The 21,147-nt window shown below is 52.1% G+C and carries 20 protein-coding genes; 9 read left to right on the forward strand and 11 right to left on the reverse strand.

Translation table 11 applies throughout. The annotated features are described in order from the left end of the window. Window positions 1-11: 11 nt before the first annotated feature. From LX66_RS06085 to radA, 4 genes are all read right to left on the reverse strand, one after another. Entirely contained in the window at window positions 12-551 is a 540-nt protein-coding gene (locus LX66_RS06085) for a hypothetical protein (RefSeq protein ID WP_145710986.1), read from the reverse strand. A 76-nt stretch (window positions 552-627) separates the two neighbouring features. After that, window positions 628-1,161: a glutathione peroxidase gene (locus LX66_RS06090; protein WP_145710987.1), complete on the reverse strand. Its 534-nt coding sequence runs from the start codon at window positions 1,159-1,161 to the stop codon at window positions 628-630. 148 nt (window positions 1,162-1,309) lie between these two features. Next, complete coding sequence (locus LX66_RS06095) at window positions 1,310-1,996, reverse strand: ComF family protein (RefSeq protein WP_145710988.1); 687 nt, start codon at window positions 1,994-1,996, stop codon at window positions 1,310-1,312. Between the two features lie 111 nt (window positions 1,997-2,107). Then, a complete protein-coding gene (gene radA, locus LX66_RS06100) occupies window positions 2,108-3,484 on the reverse strand; it encodes a DNA repair protein RadA (protein ID WP_145710989.1) in 1,377 nt (458 codons plus the stop codon). A 567-nt stretch (window positions 3,485-4,051) separates the two neighbouring features. Between radA and LX66_RS06105 the strand changes: the two genes are divergently transcribed. From LX66_RS06105 to pyrH, 8 genes are all read left to right on the forward strand, one after another. Continuing rightward, on the forward strand, window positions 4,052-4,741 hold the full coding sequence (locus LX66_RS06105) for a zinc metallopeptidase (protein ID WP_244620311.1): 690 nt from the start codon (window positions 4,052-4,054) through the stop codon (window positions 4,739-4,741). Window positions 4,742-5,010: 269 nt separating this feature from the next. After that, on the forward strand, window positions 5,011-8,082 hold the full coding sequence (locus LX66_RS06110; protein ID WP_145710990.1) for a SusC/RagA family TonB-linked outer membrane protein: 3,072 nt from the start codon (window positions 5,011-5,013) through the stop codon (window positions 8,080-8,082). Window positions 8,083-8,097: 15 nt separating this feature from the next. Beyond that, window positions 8,098-9,459, forward strand: a complete 1,362-nt coding sequence (locus LX66_RS06115) for a RagB/SusD family nutrient uptake outer membrane protein (protein ID WP_145710991.1) — start codon at window positions 8,098-8,100, stop codon at window positions 9,457-9,459. Window positions 9,460-9,738: 279 nt separating this feature from the next. Then, a complete protein-coding gene (gene rplM, locus LX66_RS06120) occupies window positions 9,739-10,182 on the forward strand; it encodes a 50S ribosomal protein L13 (protein ID WP_145710992.1) in 444 nt (147 codons plus the stop codon). A gap of 14 nt (window positions 10,183-10,196) precedes the next feature. Further along, entirely contained in the window at window positions 10,197-10,586 is a 390-nt protein-coding gene (gene rpsI / locus LX66_RS06125; protein WP_145710993.1) for a 30S ribosomal protein S9, read from the forward strand. A gap of 64 nt (window positions 10,587-10,650) precedes the next feature. Further along, complete coding sequence (gene rpsB, locus LX66_RS06130; protein ID WP_145710994.1) at window positions 10,651-11,598, forward strand: 30S ribosomal protein S2; 948 nt, start codon at window positions 10,651-10,653, stop codon at window positions 11,596-11,598. Between the two features lie 123 nt (window positions 11,599-11,721). Beyond that, window positions 11,722-12,546 (forward strand): translation elongation factor Ts, encoded by an 825-nt coding sequence (tsf, locus tag LX66_RS06135; RefSeq protein ID WP_145710995.1) that lies wholly within the window; start codon window positions 11,722-11,724, stop codon window positions 12,544-12,546. 110 nt (window positions 12,547-12,656) lie between these two features. Further along, entirely contained in the window at window positions 12,657-13,370 is a 714-nt protein-coding gene (gene pyrH / locus LX66_RS06140; RefSeq protein ID WP_145710996.1) for a UMP kinase, read from the forward strand. A gap of 95 nt (window positions 13,371-13,465) precedes the next feature. Here pyrH and LX66_RS06145 read toward each other — a convergent pair whose 3' ends face one another. Further along, the gene (locus LX66_RS06145; RefSeq protein ID WP_158642548.1) at window positions 13,466-14,599 is read right to left on the reverse strand and encodes a DUF3298 and DUF4163 domain-containing protein; all 1,134 of its coding nucleotides are present in this window, start codon (window positions 14,597-14,599) and stop codon (window positions 13,466-13,468) included. A gap of 88 nt (window positions 14,600-14,687) precedes the next feature. Here LX66_RS06145 and pdxH point away from each other — a divergent pair, with 88 nt between their 5' ends. Next, complete coding sequence (pdxH, locus tag LX66_RS06150; protein ID WP_145710998.1) at window positions 14,688-15,335, forward strand: pyridoxamine 5'-phosphate oxidase; 648 nt, start codon at window positions 14,688-14,690, stop codon at window positions 15,333-15,335. Window positions 15,336-15,439: 104 nt separating this feature from the next. On the opposite strand, the gene LX66_RS28610 is transcribed toward pdxH, so the two are convergent. The 6 genes from LX66_RS28610 to LX66_RS06180 all read right to left on the reverse strand — a co-directional run bounded on the left by LX66_RS28610 (window position 15,440) and on the right by LX66_RS06180 (window position 21,147). Continuing rightward, window positions 15,440-15,556 carry a 30S ribosomal protein THX gene (locus LX66_RS28610; RefSeq protein ID WP_145710999.1) on the reverse strand — a complete coding sequence of 39 codons (117 nt, stop codon included), beginning with the start codon at window positions 15,554-15,556 and terminating at the stop codon, window positions 15,440-15,442. Between the two features lie 152 nt (window positions 15,557-15,708). Further along, window positions 15,709-15,978: an HU family DNA-binding protein gene (locus LX66_RS06160; RefSeq protein WP_145711000.1), complete on the reverse strand. Its 270-nt coding sequence runs from the start codon at window positions 15,976-15,978 to the stop codon at window positions 15,709-15,711. A gap of 305 nt (window positions 15,979-16,283) precedes the next feature. After that, the gene (locus LX66_RS06165) at window positions 16,284-16,586 is read right to left on the reverse strand and encodes a DUF4286 family protein (RefSeq protein WP_145711001.1); all 303 of its coding nucleotides are present in this window, start codon (window positions 16,584-16,586) and stop codon (window positions 16,284-16,286) included. Beyond that, window positions 16,583-17,359, reverse strand: coding sequence for an exodeoxyribonuclease III (locus LX66_RS06170; protein WP_145711002.1), 777 nt, complete (start codon window positions 17,357-17,359; stop codon window positions 16,583-16,585). Before LX66_RS06170 ends, LX66_RS06165 begins: the two co-directional genes overlap by 4 nt. A 13-nt stretch (window positions 17,360-17,372) precedes the next feature. After that, entirely contained in the window at window positions 17,373-20,114 is a 2,742-nt protein-coding gene (gene metH, locus LX66_RS06175; protein ID WP_145711003.1) for a methionine synthase, read from the reverse strand. Window positions 20,115-20,127: 13 nt separating this feature from the next. Next, entirely contained in the window at window positions 20,128-21,147 is a 1,020-nt protein-coding gene (locus LX66_RS06180) for a homocysteine S-methyltransferase family protein (protein ID WP_145711004.1), read from the reverse strand.

Genomic DNA, 21,147 nt, shown 5'->3' on the forward strand with positions numbered 1-21,147 from the left:
ATTATTCACTCTTATTTGAGCGAAATAAAGCAGACATTGCTGAACGTGCCCTGGCCTTTGTAGCTGCGGTTGTCCGCTTCAAAGTAGTAATGGCCGGTCATGGTCTGGGCTGCGGCGTTCCACTCCGTAAGGGTAATGCTGGAAGTATCCGTGTCCAGGTACTGGAAACTGTCGCCTGCCCGGATGCCCGCCACTACCAGCCCGGAAGCGGCGCTGTCGGTATACCGGCGGTAGCGGTACGTTTTAACCGGGAAGTTATCGTTCCATAGCGTGGCATCATCATAATACGGTCCGTCCTTAAGGTTGAAGATGATCTTGAAAGAGTCTACCACCGCTTCCAGTGTAATGTACTTGTAGCCGCCGGTATCGGTAGGCGTACGGAAGTAGGTGTTGTTGCTGAGGGCCAGCGTGCTGCTGGTGCTGTCCTGCAGGGATAGATCAAAGGTGTAGCCGGAGCAACTGAAAGATGGGGCGTTATAGTCGCTCTCACAAGCGCAGCAAACTCCCCAAAGTACAGCTACTGTTAAAAAAGGCAGTAGTATTTTACGCATATTACGTGTGTTGATAAATACGGTACCGGTAAGCTGGCAATAGTTATGAGAGGGACTGCGGTGATAAAGCCGGGTATCAGTTATAACGCTTTTCAATAGCGGCGATCACTTCTGCAGCCATTGGCTGTGTTTTAGGGGCAAATACGGCTACCAGGTTCCCTTTTTCATCCAGGAGGTACTTCTGAAAATTCCAGGTTACTGCCTCCGGCTGCATGTGCTTGGCCTTGCTCTCAGCCAGCAGCCATTTGTACAGCGGGTGCATATCGGCTCCCTTTACAGATATTTTGGCCGCCATAGGGAAAGTAACGGCGTATTGCCTGGTGCAGAATTCCTGGATCTCCTTGTTGGAGCCCGGCTCCTGCTGGTTAAAGTTATTGGCGGGAAAGCCTACGATCACCAGCTTGCCCTGGTACTTTTTATAGAGCTTTTCCAGGTCGGCGTACTGCGGGGTATTACCGCATTGGGAGGCGGTGTTCACGATCAGTATTTTCTTTCCTTTGAAATCGGCAAAGTTGATCTTACCACCGTCAATAGCTTCCACGTTATAGTCATAGATAGACCCGGGCGCTGTTACCGCCAGCAGGATGGAAAAGAGTAGTGTCTTAAGCATAACCGGTTTTTTTAGAAAACAAGCAAATAAAGTATGTGCCCCGAACGTAAAGTTAACTAACCTGTATCAATTAATAATTAAGAATTAATAATTAATAATATGCTGCACAGGTGTTTCACTGTGGCAGCACTGTTATGATTATTAAGCATCAGTTATTGGCAAAAGCCAGCGCGCAGATGCTTACGCTGGCCTGTGCGTCTATTATGGCCTGGCTGCAGGCTTCAGAGGTAGCGCCGGTGGTGATCACATCATCCACCAGCAGTACATGCCGGCCCCGGAGGGCCGCCGGCTCCCTGACGGTAAATGCCCCTTCCACATTTTCCCAGCGGGATACGCGGCCCTTCCGGGTCTGTGAATCGGCATAGGCCGTGCGCCGCATGGCATGGGGCAGCAGGGGCCTGCCCACTATTTCCGCTATGCCGCCGGCCAGCACGGCTGCCTGGTTGTACCCGCGGTGCCGTTCCTTTGCACGGTGCAGCGGTACCGGCACAATGCAGTCAATTTCGTATAACCATTCACTTTGCAGCAACTGGTGCCCGGTTTGCCGGCCCAGGTGCAGGGCGATATCCCTGCGGCGGTGGTATTTGAACTGGTGGATGAGCCGCTGCAGCACGGAGGCCCTTGTAAAGTAGTAGGCGGCCATGGCATGGTGGATGCTTACCCTGCCCCAGAAGATCTTTTCCACAGGGTTGCGGTCCCATCGCTGAAAGCCGGTAGCGGGCAACCTGCGGAGGCAGCGCAGGCAGAGGATGTTTTCGGTGCGGACCAGGTCCCGGCCGCAGCCGTCGCAGGTATGCGGGTAAAAGAGATGAACCAGCGAGGAAAGCAGGTGCATAAACAGTAGCGTAGCGATAAGCGGTTAGTAATGAATGATCAAAGCGAATGTACCAAAATGAAAATGAGAAGCTGTTAATCATTCATTAACGGCGTAAAACCAGCCGCTTTTTCAGAACAGTTGCCGGTATACTTCCTCTACCCGGCCTACGGGCACTACCTCGATGTCGAACTTGCCGGTATGCCCGCCTTTTTTATTGTAGCGTGATATAAAGATCTTTTCAAAGCCCAGCTTCTCCGCTTCCGCAATCCGTTGCTCAATACGGTTCACCGCGCGTATCTCGCCGCTAAGCCCCACCTCGCCGGCAAAGCAGATGTTGCCGGCAATGGCCACATCTTCATAGGAGGAGAGCAGCGCACAGAGCACGGCCAGGTCTATGGCCGGGTCTTCCACGCGGATGCCGCCGGCAATGTTGAGAAAAACATCCTTTACGCCGAAGTGGAAGCCGCCGCGTTTTTCCAGCACGGCCAGCAGCAGTTGGAGCCGCCGCAGGTCAAAGCCGGTAGCGGTGCGCTGCGGCGTACCGTATACAGATTGGGTAACGAGCGCCTGCACTTCTACCAGCATGGGCCGCATGCCTTCCATGGTAGCGGCAATGGCGATGCCGCTTAGCTGGTCCTCCCGTTGTGAGATCAGTATTTCAGAAGGGTTGGTCACCTGGCGCAGGCCCTGCCCGGTCATTTCATAAATGCCAAGTTCTGCGGTGGAGCCGAAGCGGTTCTTGATGGTGCGCAGGATGCGGTAGGCATAGTGCTGGTCGCCTTCAAACTGGAGCACGGTATCTACCATATGCTCCAGTATTTTGGGGCCGGCAATGGCGCCGTCTTTTGTAATATGGCCGATCAGGAATACCGGCGTATGGGTTTCCTTGGCAAAGCGCTGCATCTCTGCCGTGGTTTCCCGTATCTGCGAAACGCTGCCGGGCGCCGCTTCTATAAAAGGCGATTGCAGCGTTTGTATAGAGTCTACGATCACCAGTTGCGGGCGCAGTTTTTTTATTTCCTGGAAGATGGTTTGCGTGGACGTTTCCGTGAGCAGGAAGAACTGGTCATTCTGAATTTTCAGCCGGTCTGCCCGCATTTTTATCTGTTGCGCGCTTTCTTCCCCGCTGATATAGAGCGTGGTGATGTGTGTTAACAGCAGGGCGTTCTGCAGGAACAGGGTGGACTTGCCGATGCCCGGCTCACCGCCTACCAGCACCAGCGAGCCTGGAACAATACCGCCGCCCAGCACACGGTTCAGCTCTGCGTCCGGTGTAAGCAGGCGCTCTTCTTCCGCGCCGTTTACAGCGGCCAGGTTAATGATGTTATTGTTGCCTGCGGCAGACAGCTCGGGTTGTTTCCAACTGGTGTTCCGCAAGGGCACGTCTTTTTGTATCTTCTCCTCAACGAAGGTGTTCCATTGTCCGCAACTCGGGCATCTGCCACTCCATTTCGCTGATTCATACCCGCATTGCTGGCAAAAGAAGGCGGTCTTTATCTTACTCACGCATTAAAAATTTGGAAGCCGGGAAAAAGGTGTGGGAAATATGCAATAGAAAAAGAGCCAACAGAAGATTCCGTTGACTCTTTCTACTTACTAACCCATTAAATTCAGGTCTAAATTACTAAATGGGTTGAGAATAAAAAAGTTTATTTAATTGATGTGAATAACTTTTGAGCATTTTTCATAATGTGACAAATCGGCTCCCATCGCCTGTTTCAGGGCATTCCGAAATTTAATATTACTTTCGCTGGCCGGCCATAAAATATTGATAAATAGGAGCGATACCGGGTTATTTTACATATAATAAATTCGTAATAGTAAAGCTTTTTATCACTGACAAATAGTCCATTCCGGGTAGATTAATTTGCTGATTAGTGCCATAATGGCTGGAATAAAATTTCAGACTGACAAAAAATAAGGCGGGGAACCCGCCTTTTCTTAACAAAAACCTAAAACGGGGTCAGCAAGCAGGATTGGATGAAAATTTGATGAGTTACCTTTAGTAATTTTACAAAAGAAATTAACCTGTTAAGCATGACACCAAGTACAATGTTATTTATAATGCCAGGAATGGATCCCGGCATAATGTTCACATCGCTGATATTTATCGGCATCAGCATGCTGGTAAGCTGGCGGCTGAAAAGCAAGTTCAAACAGTACAGCGAAGTACCTGTTTCATCCGGCCTTACCGGTAAGCAGATAGCAGAGAAGATGCTGCGCGACAACGGTATTTACGATGTGCAGGTGGTTTCTGTGGACGGTTTTTTATCTGACCACTATAATCCTGCCAATAAAACGGTGAACCTGAGCCCTGAAGTATACAGCAGCGCCAGTATAGCGGCGGCCGCGGTGGCGGCCCACGAATGCGGCCACGCCGTGCAGCACGCCAACGCCTACCGCTGGCTGACCCTGCGCTCCAAGCTGGTGCCGGCCGTGCAGGTGAGCTCCAGCCTGGTACAGTGGGTGTTGCTGGGCGGTATCCTGCTCATTAATGTATTCCCGGCCCTGTTGCTGGGCGGTATTATACTGTTTGCCGTTACCACCCTCTTTTCCGTGATCACGCTGCCGGTGGAGTTTGACGCTTCCCGCCGGGCGCTGGCCTGGCTGAACCAGACCGCCATGATGCCGGCGCAGGAGCACAAGCAGGCCAAGGATGCCCTCTGGTGGGCCGCCATGACCTATGTAGTGGCTGCAGTGGCCTCTATCGTTACCCTCTTCCAGTACCTGATGATCTACATGGGCGCACGCAGCAGGGATTAAAACAGCACCCAACTTATCGAGCTTATTTTAATGTATAAAAAAGGCCTCATTTGCCACCTGGCAAATGGGTTTTTTTTATCTGATAAAATGTATTTTTGTTGTTTGGGTCTAATTTTCGTTTAACGAAAGCTTTTTTAGACTCAAGGGACAAAAATTGGAACTATATTGCTGTATTATTTTTAAATTGACGGTATCAACATTTAACCTTTAATCCGGGGCCCATGAAAGCCTTTATCCCCTAAAAAAACAATTGGACCAAAAGATAGCTTATGCAACGATTCTACTCCCTATTCGTGGGCATGCTTGTGCTCATGTCTCAACTGGTGTATGCGCAGCAGCATAGCACCATTACCGGTAAAGTAACGGATGCCAGGGATGGCAGCGCATTACCGGGCGTAACTGTGCAGGTAAAGGGTACTGCGCTGGGCACCGCCACGCAGCCCGACGGCACCTTTCAGATCAACCTGCCCCAGGGCGCTACCACGCTGATATTTTCCTTTGTGGGCTTTGGCACGCAGGAGGTAAATGTAGGCACTCAGCGTAATGTAAATGTATCACTCAGCACTTCAGACAAGGACCTGTCGGAAGTGGTGGTAGTAGGTTACGGTACGCAGGTAAAGCGCGACCTGACCGGCTCCGTAGCCAAAGTAGGCGCCAGGGAAATAGAGAACTTTCCCGCGCCCAGCTTTGAGTCCGCATTACAGGGCCGGGCCGCGGGCGTAGTGATTGAATCCGGCAGCGGCAAGGTAGGCCAGGGCATGAAGGTGCGGGTGCGTGGCACCTCCTCCATTTCCGCCGGCAGCCAGCCCCTGTACGTAATAGACGGTATGCCGGTTATATCGGAAAGCCAGAGCGATATCAATAACGACAACACCAACCCCCTTGCGGACCTCAACCCTAACGACATTGCTTCCGTAGAGGTATTGAAAGACGCCTCTGCCGCGGCCATTTATGGCGCCAGGGCATCCAACGGCGTTGTGTTGATCACCACCAAAAAAGGGCGGCCGGGTGAAAAGACCAGGATAGAGCTGAATGCCAGCACCAGCTTTAGCAGGCCTACTAAAAAGAGAGGTTTCCTGGATGCGAAAGAGTATACAGACCTGGTACTGGAAACCGCCAGGATGGATGGCATTACCGGCGCCCGCTACGGCGATTTTGCCACGGAGCAGGAAGGCATCGACTATTTCACCAACCTTTATACGCAGGCCATACTGGACCGGTTCTCCCTGGGCACCAATTGGCAGCAGCAGGAGGTGAATACCAACTGGGAAGACGAGGTATACCGGGATGTAGCGCATGCCCGCCAACTGGATCTTTCTGCCACCGGCGGAAATGAAAAGACCCGGTTCTATGTTTCCGGTTTTTATAATGACCAGGAGGCGGTGGTGATCGTGAACCGTTTCAGGAGATACGGCGGCCGTTTGAACCTGGAGCACAGCGCCACTTCCCGTTTGTCCCTGGGCATAAACCTGGCCATGAACCGTTCCCAACTGGACCGTGTGACAAATGACAATATCTTTTCCACGCCGGGACAGTTAGTGGCGCAGTTGCCCATTTCACCGACACATGACCCGGCTACCGGTGAGCTGAACAGCACAACATTGTACAGCAATGGCCTGATTGATGCGGCTTACAGCTTCAACAAGCAGGTGACTTTCCGCACGATCGGCAATGCCTTCCTGAATTATAATTTCACGCCCTATCTCTCCTTCCGTTCGGAGCTGGGCACGGATATCTATAATATTACCGAGCAGGGCTTCAATGGCAAGCAAACGCAGGATGGCGGCGGTGTTGGCAGGGCGGAGTACTTCTTCACGCAGAACGCAAGCCTGAACACCAACAACTATTTTACCTTTACGCCTCACCTGGGCGCGCAGCATTCACTGACGGCTACGCTGGGCATGAGCTATCTCCAGAATGATTTCAGCGCTTCCACGGTACAGGGAGAAGGCTTCCCTTCAGATGCCATCAAGAACCTGGCCGCTGCCGGCACCATTACCAGCGGCAGCTCCTCCAACCAGCGGTATACGTTCCTGTCCTATTTCCTGCGGGCGAATTACGCCTTTAACAACAAGTACCTGGTATCTGCCAGTGTACGTACGGACGGCTCCTCCCGTTTTGGCCCCAATAAGCGCTATGGCTGGTTCCCGGCCGGATCACTGGGCTGGGTCATCTCCGAGGAGGATTTCCTGAAGAACAACAAGGCGCTGAGCTTCCTGAAACTGAGAGCCAGCTATGGCCTTACCGGTAACGCGGAAATAGGCAACAACAGCTACCTGACCCTGCTGGAAGTTACCAACTACCCCGAGCAGCCCGGCTTCCGTCCTTTCCAGTTGGGCAATGAAGACCTGCACTGGGAAAGGACCGCGCAGATGGATGTAGGACTGGAGTTTGGCTTCCTTGACAACCGGATCAGCGGTGAAATAGATTACTATAACAAACAGACCAGCGACCTGCTTCTGCAGGCCAACATACCTTATACCACTGGTTTTGCCAGCATCTACCGCAACACCGGCAAGCTGGAGAACAAAGGGGTGGAAATAACGATCAATACCCGCAATATTGATACAAAGGACTTTACCTGGACCACTTCCCTGAACCTGGCATACAATAAGAACAAGGTGAAGGATATACAGGGCCAGATCATAGAATCCGGGCAGCAGCGCGCCGTGGAAGGAGAGCCCATCGGCGTATTTTTCCTGCCCAAATTTGCAGGCGTGGACCCCGAGACCGGCGACGCCCTGTACCTGGATGCAGACGGGAAAACCACCACGGATTACAGCCAGGCAGAGCGGATGGTGGTGGGAAAGGCCAACCCGGACTGGACGGGAGGCTTCAATAATACGGTTACGTATAAAGGTTTTGACCTGAGCGCATTCTTCACATTTGTGGAAGGCAATAATATTTATAACAGGGCCGGTGTGTACCAGGCTGCCGGCTTTGGCGGCGGCTTCGATAACCAGACCAAGGAAATATTAGGCCGGTGGCAGCAAGCGGGCGATGTCACCAATGTGCCCAGGCTGTCCTACTGGTACGGCAACGGCCACCGGGCCTCCTCCCGCTGGATCTACGACGGCTCCTACATCCGCCTGAGAACGGTGACACTGGGATACACCCTGCCGCAGAAAGCGGCCTCCCTGCTGCGCATCAGCGGAGCGCGCCTGTACGTGGCCGGGTATAACCTGTGGACCAGGACCGATTATATCAGCGATCCGGAGGTGAATACCGGGGTAACCGGCACCAGGACCAGCAGCGCGCCCGAGAACATCACCAGCGGTGTGGATTTTTATACTATACCCCAGGCCAGGACATTTACTGTTGGGTTAAACGTTAAATTCTAAATAAAATATTGACGGATGAAGTATTTAGCTAAATATATATCCATTGCCTTCCTCTTCTTTATACTGCTATCCTGCAACAAGAAGCTGGATGTGGAGCCCGGCACCAGCATTGTGCCCGAGCAGATCACCAATGAGGCCGATGTGGAAGCCGTAATACTGGGCAACTACAAGTCACTGCAGCACTTCAGCGCCTTTGGCGAGCGTTATATCCTGATCCCTGACATGCTGGTGGACGCAAAGCTGAGCTTTGTAGGAACGTTTATTCCTTACAGCGAGATACTCAGGAAGCAGCAGGATAAAACTTCCAGTATTGCGGAGGGCATCTGGAACCGGGGCTACCAGCTCATTAATACGTCCAACCTGGCTTTGAGCAAAATGGACCTGGTTTCTGATGATAACAAGGCCGCGTTTACCGCCGAAGCCAAATTTATACGGGGCATTACCTATTTCATGCTGGGCGGGCTGTTTGGCAAGCCCTACTCCGCCGGCAACATCACTACCAATGAAGCCGTACCGCTGGTGCTGGAGCCGGTGCTGAACAGCTCGGATCTGGCTACGGGCAATAAACCCAGGGCCACGGTGGATGCCGTATACAAGCAGGTGATCGAAGACCTGCAGGATGCCGCCGCCAACCTGCCGGCGGACAACGGCGCCCGGGCCAATAAATTTGCCGCCTATGCATTCCTGGCCAGGGTATATATGGCGCAGGGCAATTATGCGGAGGCTGCAGCAGCGGCCAATATGGTGATAACAGAAGGTAATTTTACCCTTGCTACGTCTTTTGATATGGCCTTCAACAATGCGGCTAACTCACCCGAAGACGTGTTTGCCATCCAGCAGAATGAGCAGAGCAATGCGGGGGTAAATAACAACGGGCTCACCACTTTTTTTGCCGCCTCCCCCACCGGGAGAGGGGATGTGCAGGTAGACCCCACCATTGCAGACCTGTATGAGGACGGGGATATCCGTAAAACATATTTTTATGAGGGGGAGAGCATTACCGGCGCCCAGGGCAGCTATACACGCAAATGGGAAAAACGTTACAGCGTTATTCCCGTAGTGCGCCTGGCTGAAATGTACCTGACCCGTGCAGAAGCCAACTTCCGCAATAGCTCCGCCATTGGCGACACGCCGCTGAATGATATCAATGCCGTGCGCGACAGGTCTAATGCCACAGCGAAGGTTACGCTGGCAGAAGATGATTTTATAGCAGAAAGGTTCCGTGAGCTGGCCTTTGAAGGCGACCGCTACTGGACCGTAAAGCGCCTGCGCCTGGATGTAGGCAGCCGGCCTTATGATGATGACAAGCTGATATTGCCTATTCCCCAGCGGGAAAGGGATGTAAACAGCCAGCTTACGCAGAACAGCGGGTATTAATTAGTAGTAAATTATATATAAACAAGCAGGCTTCCTGCCGGGGCCGGCCAATACTGGCCGGCCTCCTGCTTTTTGCCGGGCCCGTTATCGCCCGCCCACCCGGCATTTTATCGTATGTTGAAAACTTTTTGCCAAAAATTTTATTGAAAACCAGTTTGTTACAAAGGTGTCTTGTAAAAAACAGCCTGGATTTCATGGTTATTCCAACCCAACTACTTAGCTTTGCACTCCCGATTTTTCGGGATAATTATTTACCGACGTAAATTTTATCTAATAAAAATGAACACCTTAAGTTACAAAACCAAATCGGCCAACGAGGCTTCTGTAAAGCGCGACTGGTACATAGTAGATGCTACCAACCTGACGCTGGGACGTATGAGCGCCAAGATTGCCGCCATCCTGAGAGGTAAGAACAAGCCTTACTACACGCCTCATACCGACTGTGGTGATTATATTATCGTGATCAATGCTGAGAAAGTGATCCTCACCGGTAATAAACTGAACGAAAAGGAATACCAGACCTACTCCGGTTATCCCGGTGGTCAGAAAAGGGAGCTGGCAAAAGACCTGCTCCGCCGTCGTCCGGAAACGGTGATAGAAAGGGCTGTAAAAGGCATGCTGCCTAAGAACCGCCTGGGCCGTAAAATGTACAAGAAACTGTTTACATACGCCGGGGCTGAGCATCCGCATGCAGCGCAGAAACCGCAAACTTTAACTTTCTAATTCTTCTTTGATACATGGAAAAGCAAAAAAATACCATTGGTCGTCGTAAAGAAGCTGTTGCCCGTGTTTATGTAAGCAAGGGTACCGGTAACATTACCGTGAACGACAAGGATTATAAAACATATTTTTCGCTCATCTACCTGCAGAACCAGGTAGAGCTGCCGTTCAAAACCATTGACGCGCTGGATAAATTTGACGTGAAGGTGAATGCAGCCGGCGGCGGTATCAAAGGCCAGGCAGAAGCCGTGAAGCTGGGTATTGCCCGTGCGCTGTGCGAGATCAATCCTGATTTCCGCCCTGCCCTGAAAGCAGCAAGCCTGCTGACCCGCGACCCGAGAGCTGTGGAACGTAAGAAACCTGGTAAACGTAAAGCGAGAAGAAGCTTCCAGTTCTCTAAACGCTAGTATGTGGGAACTATTAGCTATTAGCTAATTATTTATTGATCCTTATTAACAGAGTATAATAAACATGGAAAATAATACCTCATTGCAGCAGCAGTTACTGGAGGCAGGTGTTCACTTCGGTCACCTGAAGAAAAAATGGAACCCGAAGATGCTGCCATACATCTTCGCCGAAAAGAAAGGTATTCATATCATTGATCTGAATAAAACCGTGGAAGGCCTGCAGGAAGCCGCAGCCGCCCTGAAGTCCATTGCCAAGAGCGGTAAGAAGATCATGTTCGTTGCTACCAAAAAGCAGGCGAAGGAAATTGTAGCGGAAGCTGCCAAGCGTGTGAACATGCCTTACGTGACCGAAAGGTGGCTGGGCGGCATGCTGACCAACTTTGCCACTATCCGCAAGAGCGTGAAGAAAATGCAGAGCATTGAGAAAATGCTGGCAGACGGCACTTTTGACAACATTACCAAGAAAGAGCGCCTGACCTTAAGCCGTGACAAAGAGAAAATGGAGAAAGTACTGGGCGGTATTTCCCAACTGGCCCGTGTACCGGCTGCCCTGTTCATGGTAGATATCAGCCATGAGCACATTGCACTGGCAGAAGCCCGTCGACTGGGTATCTCTACCTTTGGTATGGTGGACACCAACTCCGATCCTACCAAAGTGGACTTTGCGATCCCCTCTAACGACGATGCTACCAAGTCTATCGCTATCGTTACCAACTATATTGCAGCCGCTATTGCAGAAGGGCTGGCTGAAAGGGCTACCGAGAAAACAGACGAGGTAGTGGAAGAGGAAGAAGCAGACAACAAAGCACTGCGCTTTGAGCTGGAAGGCGGAGAAGACCGTGAAAGAAACCGCAGGGGCGGACCCGGCGGTGGCGGCAGAGGCCCCGGTAAAGGTGGCCCCGGTGGTGGTGGCAGACCTGGTGGCGGCGGCAGATCCGGCGGCGGCCAGCGTCGTCCTTCCGGTGCCGGTGGTAACAGGCCCGGTGGCAACAGGCCCGGCGGACCCAGATAAGCATAACGTACCTCATTAAATTAACATTACGAATTACGTACCCTGTTGGCCATCTCGCCAACGCAGTCGTAATTCGTAATTGTTAATAATACCTTTGTAAACTTTAAAACTATTTTATAAGCCATGGCAACAATCACAGCCGCTGATGTAAACAAACTGCGTCAGCAAACTGGAGCAGGTATGATGGACTGCAGAAAGGCACTGGTAGAAAGTGACGGTGATTTTGAAAAAGCAGTGGATTACCTGCGCAAAAAAGGACAGAAAGTAGCGGCCCTGCGTTCCGACCGTGAAACCAAAGAGGGCGTGATCATCGCTAAAACTACAGCCGACAACACCTCCGGTGTAATTGTAGGACTGAGCTGCGAGACCGACTTTGTGGCCAAAAACGAAGACTTTATACAATTTGCCCAGTCTATTGTAGACCTGGCGCTTTCCAATGGCGTTAAATCCATAGAAGAGCTGGGCGCTGCCGCGCTGGACGGCGCTACCGTAGCTGACAAGGTGAACGACCAGGTAGCCAAGATCGGTGAAAAGATCACCCTCAGCAAATTTGAGAAGGTGGACGCTGCCGCCGTAACCGCCTACATACATGGTAACTACCGTATGGGCGTACTGGTTGGTTTCTCCAAACCCGTAACAGAAGAAGTAGGTAAGGACGTAGCCATGCAGATCGCAGCAATGAACCCCATTGCCGTGGATGCTGACAGCGTGCCCGCCGAGCTGGTAGCCCGTGAAAAGGAAATTGCCGTAGAGCAGGTAAAGGCAGAAGGCAAACCCGCTGAAATGGCAGAGAAAATTGCCATGGGCAAGGTAAATAAGTTCTTTAAGGAAAGCACCCTGTTACAGCAGGCTTTCGTAAAGGACAGCAACAAAACCGTAGCAGATTACCTGAAATCAGTAGCTGCTGACCTGACGGTAACCGGCTTCAAGCGCATTGCACTAGGATAAGCATAAAACCTGTGAAAAAGGAGAGAATAGAAATTCTCTCCTTTTTTTTGTGCATATACCTGTATATTTATCTTATTAACTAACCATCTTCTACAATTTTTTTTTGCGTCATGTTGCCAAAGTATAAGCGTATTTTGCTCAAGCTGAGCGGTGAGTCCCTGATGGGCGACGGTAATTATGGTATTGATCCGAAAGTAATAACCCATTATGCGTATGATATTAAATCCGTTACGGACCTGGGCGTACAGGTGGCCATCGTGATTGGCGGAGGTAATATCTACCGGGGAATGAACGAAGCGGAAACAGGGATTGAAAGAGCACAAGGCGATTATATGGGCATGCTGGCAACCGTTATAAACGGTATGGCAATGCAAAGCGGCCTGGAGAAAGTGGGATTGTACACCCGCCTGCAATCCGCCATTAAAATGGAACAGATCGCCGAGCCGTATATACGCCGCCGTGCCATCCGCCACCTCGAAAAGGGCCGCGTGGTGATATTCGGCGCCGGCACCGGCAATCCCTACTTTACTACCGATACGGCCGCCTCCCTGCGCGCTATAGAGATACAGGCCGATGTGATCCTGAAAGGCACCCGGGTGGACGGCATCTATACCGCGGATCCTGAAAAGGACAGCTCGGCAACCCGCTTTGAGTCCATCACCTTTGCGGAAGTATACCAGAAATCACTGAACGTAATGGATATGACGGCCTTTACGCTTTGCCAGGAAAACAAGCTGCCGATCATTGTTTTTGATATGAATAAGCCCGGTAACCTGCTGCAGGTGATCATGGGCAAGAATGTGGGAACGCTGGTTTCCGGATGATCTTATTTATGTGCGGATGTGCAGATATGCAAATGTGCAGATGCCTGTAGCGAAACACTTTCATTTGCACATCCGCATATCTGCACATTCGCACATTACTTTGAGTAGTCTTCCTTCAACACTTCCCTGATCCGCTCGTAAGGCACAAACAGGCTGATCTGCCCCAGTGCATAGGCGCCTATTTCATACGGCGTGTAGCTGAACACCACTCCTTTATTGGTCAGTATAAAATTATCGTTGGGCTCAATCTTGTCCACCATCAGCATCTGCTGCAGGGATTCGCCGTTGGGCATGCGGTAGGCTTTGCGGAAGGCCAGGCCCAGCTCCCTGGTCAGCGCCGTTTTATAATTCCCCTTAAACACATCTGCTACTTTCAGCACCTTTTGCCTGTCAAGGTCCAGTACCTGGTAGCTGGCGCCGCCATTGCCATGCGCGCCGCCGGTAAATTCATAGCCGGCGTATTCCAGCACCAGCAGGGGGTATTGGTTCCACACTACCTTCATATCTGCATCGGATGTCCAGTTCCAGGAAGCGTTCATGGTTTCATCATTCAGCCCGGAGGTATCCATGCCGGCAATACTGCCCTTGTAGGCGGTGAGGAAGGAATCTATGTTCCTTTTTACAAACTGCTGCGGCGCCGGGGTACTATTGCCGTTTACGATGGCAGACTTTATGAAGTCCGCCATGCGCTCATTGTTGGCGGCTGCCGGCCACAGGATGCTGTTGGTAGCGGTGCCTGTGGGAGACTGCTCCCTGCCGGGCAGCAAAGGGGTGGAATCCCGTGCGTAAAATACGTCCAAACGTATGGCGCCATCAAAATCAGGCTTCAGCGTAAAGGGATAGGAGGTGCCGCCGCCGCGCCAGGTGCCGCTAAAGCCCGTTTCAGGGTCCAGCTTGCCTTTGAAGGTGATCTCGTCGTCGCCGCGGCTGTTTTCGTATAAGGTTACCTGTTGCTCATACTCCGGGCTGCCCCAGATATCGATGGGGGCGCCTACTTTGTCATAGCAGTAATAGCCGCGGAATATGGACGGGCCTGTTTTAACCAGGTGCATGGTTACCGGCTGTTCGCCCACGGTGCCCTTTAGCCGCAGGTAGTAGTAGGGGGAGGCGGTTGCCTGGCCCGGTATGGCCGTGCTGTCTGCTCCTTTATCGTCCTTTTGTTCTTTGCTGCCTGGCTGGCAGGCCGCAAAGCCGGCGGCCAGCAGGAGGAATAGTAAGTATTTGTTCATATGCATCCGGATGTTGAACAGGTACAATTTTACAAATAATTATTTTCACCGTTCATTAATACCTTTGTTAACAATAAAACAAGGGGTTATGTTGAATAAACAAGTAGCAGATCTGCGGAAGGACTATCGCCTGGCCTCACTGGATGAAAGCGAGGTAGCGGAAAGCCCGGTGCAACAATTTGAAAAATGGTGGCAGGATGCCATTAACAGCCAACTGGAAGAGCCCAATACCATGACCCTGGCTACCAGTACGCCGGACGGACGCCCGTCTGCCCGCATTGTACTGTTAAAAAGCTTTGACCAGGACGGTTTTATGTTCTTTACCAATTACGAAAGCCGGAAAGGCCGGGAGATGGCGGCCAACCCGCACGTGAGCCTGCTGTTCTTCTGGCAGGAGCTGGAGCGGCAGGTACGTATAGACGGTGTGGTTAGCAAAACATCTGCGGCCGTCAGCGATGCATATTATGATTCGCGGCCGATGGGAAGCCGTATTGGCGCTATTGCCTCACCGCAAAGCCAGGTAATACCGCACCGCAGCTTCCTGGAAGCACAGGTGAGCATGCTGGCGGAAAAGTATGTGCTGGATGCGCCGGCACGCCCGGAGCACTGGGGCGGATATATTGTGAAGCCTGCCCTGGTGGAGTTCTGGCAGGGGCGGAGCAACCGCCTGCATGACAGGATACAGTATACACTAACGGAAACGGGTAGCTGGAAAATAGAACGGCTGGCACCCTAATGAATGTAAAATTTCAAATGTAAAATGTTAAATGTAAAAGTCGGGAATGCGTACTTCCACTAACTTTTACATTTTACATTTGAAATTTTACATTTAGCATTTTATTACCCTTTCTTCTCTGCCTTGGCAGCAGCAGCTTTCTTGGGTTTGGCAGGTCTTGACTTGCCGAAAGATTTGTTAGAGATCTTACCTCTTTTGGTTTTGATATCTCCTCTACCCATTGTAATGAAGTTTTCGGTTTTATAATCTGCGCCTGTAGCAGCGCTATTCAGGCGCAAATTACACAATTCATGTAATTTGTGGTGGTATACCTGGGGACAAAAAAAAGCAAGAAACAGAATTGTTCCTTGCTTGAATAAGTTGTGCTAACTGATTAGAGCTTGTCGGACAGTGCCTTACCAGCTTTGAATTTAGCAACTTTTTTAGCTTTGATCTTGATGATTTGGCCGGTCTGCGGGTTTCTACCATTACGAGCAGCACGCTTAGATACAGAGAAGGTACCGAAACCAACCAGGGTTACTTTACCACCTTTTTTCAGTGAATCAGCAACAGCTTTGGTAAAGGAATCCAGCGCGTCGTTAGCTTGGGTTTTGGTGATACCAGCATCTTTTGCCAGTTTGTCGATTAATTCGGCTTTGTTCATAGTTAGTAAGATTTAACTAGTGAAAAAATGTTTGATGTGAGCAAATATAGCGCGTTTTATCAGATTACCAAATTTTTTACCCTGTCTTAAAATAAATTTTTATCGGCTGTAAGCTCCTGCTGGTAACGGTTACAGCAGATTGGCCCTTCCCCGGGCGTCCGCCGGCCGGCGCCTGTTTTACTTCAAAATCAGCCACTACAGCGGGTTTGATAGCAACCAGCTATTAAACGTATAGTTTCCCCGGGTATTGTGTCGGGGGCCTAATCCCTTGAAAACAGTGGATTTCCTGTGGATAAGTTTGGGCTTTACACAACCTGCATAACGGTTCTGAAGGCCACAAAACGGTCGCCGAACTGCGTGTAGCTCTTCTGCCGCAGCAGGGGGGCATGCTCCTGCAGGTAGGTGTGATAGTTCTCCAGGCTGTCTGTAAAATACTGCGCCACGTAGGTAGGGCCCTCTTCGTCGTCCTGCTCCAGCAGCCGGCATATGCGGTAGTCATGAAACAGCCCGGTAGCCATGATCTCCGGTATATGCGCTTCCTTCATCCACTGCAGCCAGCTTTCGTGGATGTCAGGGGTGATCTTGGTAGTAACGTTATATATGATCATAGCTTGCCGGGGGTTAGCTCCAGGAACACCGGACAATGATCCGAGTGCTTTACATGCGGCCATATTTCGGCATGTTTCAGCCTGGCCTGCAGGGGAGTGCTTACATTGATGTAGTCAATACGCCAGCCTTTGTTATTAGCCCGGGCGTTGGCGGCCCTTACGCTCCACCAACTGTAGTGGTGGGGAGCCGCGTTAAAGTGCCGGAAGGTGTCCACGAAGCCGCCTTCAAAGAACTTGTCCATCCAGGCGCGCTCTTCCGGCAGGAAACCGGATGATTTCTTGTTGCCTGCGGGGTCGTGTATATCTATGGGCTTGTGGCAAATGTTGTAGTCGCCGCAAACCACCAGGTTGGGCCTGGTTTCCCGCAGCAGGTGGAGGTAGCCGTAAAATTCATCCAGCCACTGGTATTTGTAGGTCTGCCGCTCGTCGCCGCTGGTGCCGGAAGGGAAGTAGGTATTGACCAGGGTAATGTCCCCGAAGTCCAGCCGTATTACCCGTCCTTCGGCATCGCTTTGCATAAAGCCGTTCCCATACTGCACATGGTCGGGCTTTATCCTGGTGAGCACGGCTACGCCGCTGTAGCCCTTCTTTTGGGCGGAATACCAGTAATGTTCGTATCCAAGCTGCTCAAACGCCTGGCAATCTATATTCTCCTGCTGCGCTTTTATTTCCTGCAGGCAGATCACATCTGCCGGGCTGGTTTGCAGCCATTCCATAAAGCCTTTATTGATGGCGGAGCGCAGGCCATTCACATTATAGGATACTATTCTCATATGCGTGTGGTGGTTACATATCGTATTCCAGGTTGGGCCGGAGCCATTTCTCCGCCTCTTCCAGGGTCCAGCCCTTGCGTTGGGCATAATCCTCTACCTGGTCCTTTTCTATTTTACCAATACCAAAATACTTGCTGTCCGGGTGGGCCAGGTACCAGCCGCTTACGCTGGCCGCCGGGTACATGGCCAGTGACTCCGTGAGCGTAATGCCCGTGTTGTTAGTGGCGTCCAGCAGGTCAAACAGCTTGTACTTTTCCGTATGCTCCGGGCAGGCGGGGTAGCCGGGCGCCGGGCGTATGCCGGAATAGGCTTCCTTGATCAGTTCCTCGTTGCTCAGATGCTCTTCACTGGCATAGCCCCACCATTCTTTACGCACCCGTTCGTGCATCAACTCGGCAAAGGCTTCTACCAGGCGGTCTGCCAGCGCTTTCAGCATAATGCTGCTGTAATCGTCATGATCCGCTTTGAACTTTTCCAGCCACTTTTCAATACCGCCGCCGGTGGTAACGGCAAAGGCGCCCATGTAATCCTGCAGGCCGGTATCTTCCGGGGCTATGAAGTCCGCGAGCGAGAAATTGGGCTGGCCCGGTGCTTTTTTCACCTGCTGCCGCAGGAATTCCAGTTGCATTGGCTGATCGCTGCCGGCCGGCGTTACCCGCACGCTGTCAGGGCCGGTAGCATTGGCCGGGAACAGGCCTATCACTGCTTTGGCATCCAGCCACTTTTCGCTGATGATCCGCTCCAGCATAGCCCGGGCGTCATTATACAGGCGGGTGGCTTCCTGGCCTACCACGCTATCCTCCAGTATCTGCGGGAACTTGCCGTGCAATTCCCAGGCAATGAAGAAGGGTTGCCAGTCAATATACTGCGCAATGTCTGCCAGGTCATAATCCTGGAACACCTGTACCCCAAGCTGGCGGGGCTTTACAGGGGTATAGCCTTTCCAGTCAATGGGCGTTTTGTTCCTGCGCGCGTCTGCAATGGACAGGTATTGTTTGGCCGGCCTTTTATTACGGAAATTGTCGTTCAGCCTGGTGTACTCACCTTTTACTTCTTCCAGGAAGTTCTTCTTCAGGGCTTTGTTCAGCAGGCTGCCGGTAACGGTTACGCTGCGGGAGGCATCCAGCACATGCACTACGCCGTGCTCATACTCGGGCGCTATCTTTACTGCCGTATGTGTGCGGGAGGTGGTGGCGCCGCCTATCAGCAGGGGAATGTCAAACTGCTGGCGTTTCAGCTCCCGGGCTACGTGCACCATTTCATCCAGGCTGGGGGTGATCAAACCGCTCAGCCCTATAATATCCACCTGCTCTTCGCGGGCGGTTTGCAGTATCTTTTCTGCGGGCACCATTACGCCCATGTCTATGATATCGTAGCCGTTACAACCCAGCACCACGCCTACGATGTTCTTGCCAATGTCGTGCACATCGCCTTTTACGGTGGCCAGCAATATTTTGCCGGCGGATTTTATCTGTCCGCCCTGCTCTTCGATCAGCTTTTGCTTTTCCGCTTCAATGTAGGGCGTAAGCACCGCAACGGATTTTTTCATGACGCGGGCGCTTTTCACCACCTGCGGCAGGAACATTTTACCGCTGCCAAAGAGGTCGCCTACGATGTTCATCCCGTCCATCAGGGGGCCTTCTATCACGTCCAGCGGGCGGGGGTATTGCTGCCGTGCTTCTTCGGTGTCTGCTTCAATATAATCGGTAATGCCGTTTACCAGGGCGTGGCTCAGCCTTTCCTGCACAGTGCCGTTGCGCCAGCTTTCATCCTTTTCCAGCACTTTGCCCTTGGCCTTTACGGTTTCCGCAAAGGTGATCAGCCTTTCGGTGGCGTCTTCCCGGCGGTTGAGGATGGCGTCTTCACAGAGCTCGCGCAGTTGCGGCTCTATCTCGTCATAGATCTGCACCATGCCGGCGTTTACAATGCCCATATCCATGCCGGCTTTTATGGCATGGTACAGGAATACGGAATGCATGGCCTCGCGCACCACATCGTTGCCCCGGAAGGAGAAAGAGATGTTGCTCACCCCGCCGCTTACGCGGGTAAGGGGCATCAACTGCTTGATCTGGCGGGTAGCTTCAATAAAATCTACCGCGTAGTTGTTATGCTCTTCTATACCGGTGGCAATGGCAAAAATATTGGGATCAAAGATGATGTCCTGCGGATCGTAGCCTACCTTTTCCGTCAGTATTTTGTACGCGCGGTGGCTGAAGCTCACTTTCTTTTCCAGCGTGTCTGCCTGCCCGTGCTCGTCAAATGCCATTACCACGATGGCTGCGCCAAAGCTTTTGCAGGTAAAGGCCTGCTCTATGAACTTGTCCTCGCCTTCTTTCAGGCTGATGGAGTTTACAATGCACTTGCCCTGGATGCACTTCAGCCCGGCCTCTATGATGCTGAACTTACTGGAGTCTATCATGATCGGGATCCGGGAGATGTCCGGCTCGGCGGCCAGCAGGTTCAGGAAGGTGGTCATGGCCTTTTCCCCGTCCAGCAGGGCATCGTCCATGTTCACGTCCAGTATCTGGGCGCCGTTTTCCACCTGCTGGCGGGCTACGGACAGGGCTTCTTCGTACTGCCCTTCCCGTATCAGGCGGGCAAATTTCTTGGAGCCGGTCACGTTGGTGCGCTCACCGATGTTGATGAAGTTGGTCTCCGGCCTTACCACCAGCGGTTCCAGGCCGCTCAGGCGCAGGTAGGGCTGAATAACCAGTGTCCCGTTCAAAGTATCTTTGTTGATCTCAGTTGTACTCATTCGTTTGCGTGTGTTATGAGGCCAGTGCAGCTTCCTGCCGGGGCAGGGGGCGGGGTGTTAGCTGTTTTACATGGTCTGCTATATGGCGTATATGGTCCGGGGTGGTACCGCAGCAACCGCCTACGATATTTACAAAGCCTTCCCGGGCAAAATCCTCGATAATATGGGCGGTATCCTCCGGCTGCTCGTCGTATTCTCCAAAGGCGTTGGGCAGCCCGGCATTGGGATAGCAGCTTACGTAGCAGCCGGCTATCTGCGACAGCTCTTCTATGTACGGCCGCATCTGCTGCCCGCCCAGCGCGCAGTTCAACCCTATGGAGAAGGGATGGGCATGCATCACGGAAATATAAAAGGCCTCCAGCGTTTGCCCGCTCAGGGTTCTGCCGGAAGCATCGGTAATGGTGCCGGAGATCATGATGGGCAGCTCCGGCTGGCCGGTTTGCCGGAAATACTGCTTGATGGCGTATATAGCTGCTTTACTGTTCAGCGTATCAAAAATGGTCTCTATCAGTAATATGTCTACCCCGCCTTCTACCAGGCCCTTTACCTGTTCCGTATAGGCGGCGGCCACCTCGTCGAAGGTAACGGAGCGGTAGCCGGGATTGTTTACATCCGGGGAAAGGGACAGGGTTTTATTCAGCGGACCGATAGCGCCGGCCACAAACCGGGGCTTTTCCGGGTTTTTGGCGGTGTATTCCGCGGCGGCGGCTTTGGCAATGCGGGCAGCCGCCACGTTCAGCTCATAGGCCAGGTGCTGCATATCGTAATCCGCCATAGCTATGGAAGTGCTGCTGAAGGTATTGGTCTCGATAATGTCCGCTCCCGCTTCCAGGTACTCCCGGTGAATGGCGGCTATGATGTCCGGCTGTGTCAGGTTCAGCAGGTCATTATTTCCTTTTACATCGCAGTGATGGGATTTAAAACGTTCGCCCCTGTAGTCGGCTTCCTGGAGCTTGTAGCGTTGTATCATGGTGCCCATGGCACCGTCAATGATCAGGATGCGCCCGGCAGCGCATTGTTGCAAAGATTTCAT

The sequence above is a fragment of the Chitinophaga japonensis genome (assembly GCF_007830125.1).
Lineage (GTDB): Bacteria > Bacteroidota > Bacteroidia > Chitinophagales > Chitinophagaceae > Chitinophaga > Chitinophaga japonensis.

What these genes read in the sequence shown, in the direction of transcription:
- LX66_RS06085 (WP_145710986.1), bottom strand. Translation starts at nt 551, where the DNA reads ATGCGTAAAATACTACTGCCTTTTTTAACAGTAGCTGTACTTTGGGGA.
- LX66_RS06090 (WP_145710987.1), bottom strand. Translation starts at nt 1,161, where the DNA reads ATGCTTAAGACACTACTCTTTTCCATCCTGCTGGCGGTAACAGCGCCC.
- LX66_RS06095 (WP_145710988.1), bottom strand. Translation starts at nt 1,996, where the DNA reads ATGCACCTGCTTTCCTCGCTGGTTCATCTCTTTTACCCGCATACCTGC.
- LX66_RS06105 (WP_244620311.1), top strand. Translation starts at nt 4,052, where the DNA reads ATGGATCCCGGCATAATGTTCACATCGCTGATATTTATCGGCATCAGC.
- LX66_RS06110 (WP_145710990.1), top strand. Translation starts at nt 5,011, where the DNA reads ATGCAACGATTCTACTCCCTATTCGTGGGCATGCTTGTGCTCATGTCT.
- LX66_RS06115 (WP_145710991.1), top strand. Translation starts at nt 8,098, where the DNA reads ATGAAGTATTTAGCTAAATATATATCCATTGCCTTCCTCTTCTTTATA.
- rplM (WP_145710992.1), top strand. Translation starts at nt 9,739, where the DNA reads ATGAACACCTTAAGTTACAAAACCAAATCGGCCAACGAGGCTTCTGTA.
- rpsI (WP_145710993.1), top strand. Translation starts at nt 10,197, where the DNA reads ATGGAAAAGCAAAAAAATACCATTGGTCGTCGTAAAGAAGCTGTTGCC.
- rpsB (WP_145710994.1), top strand. Translation starts at nt 10,651, where the DNA reads ATGGAAAATAATACCTCATTGCAGCAGCAGTTACTGGAGGCAGGTGTT.
- tsf (WP_145710995.1), top strand. Translation starts at nt 11,722, where the DNA reads ATGGCAACAATCACAGCCGCTGATGTAAACAAACTGCGTCAGCAAACT.
- pyrH (WP_145710996.1), top strand. Translation starts at nt 12,657, where the DNA reads ATGTTGCCAAAGTATAAGCGTATTTTGCTCAAGCTGAGCGGTGAGTCC.
- LX66_RS06145 (WP_158642548.1), bottom strand. Translation starts at nt 14,599, where the DNA reads ATGAACAAATACTTACTATTCCTCCTGCTGGCCGCCGGCTTTGCGGCC.
- pdxH (WP_145710998.1), top strand. Translation starts at nt 14,688, where the DNA reads ATGTTGAATAAACAAGTAGCAGATCTGCGGAAGGACTATCGCCTGGCC.
- LX66_RS28610 (WP_145710999.1), bottom strand. Translation starts at nt 15,556, where the DNA reads ATGGGTAGAGGAGATATCAAAACCAAAAGAGGTAAGATCTCTAACAAA.
- LX66_RS06160 (WP_145711000.1), bottom strand. Translation starts at nt 15,978, where the DNA reads ATGAACAAAGCCGAATTAATCGACAAACTGGCAAAAGATGCTGGTATC.
- LX66_RS06165 (WP_145711001.1), bottom strand. Translation starts at nt 16,586, where the DNA reads ATGATCATATATAACGTTACTACCAAGATCACCCCTGACATCCACGAA.
- LX66_RS06170 (WP_145711002.1), bottom strand. Translation starts at nt 17,359, where the DNA reads ATGAGAATAGTATCCTATAATGTGAATGGCCTGCGCTCCGCCATCAAT.
- metH (WP_145711003.1), bottom strand. Translation starts at nt 20,114, where the DNA reads ATGAGTACAACTGAGATCAACAAAGATACTTTGAACGGGACACTGGTT.
- LX66_RS06180 (WP_145711004.1), bottom strand. Translation starts at nt 21,147, where the DNA reads ATGAAATCTTTGCAACAATGCGCTGCCGGGCGCATCCTGATCATTGAC.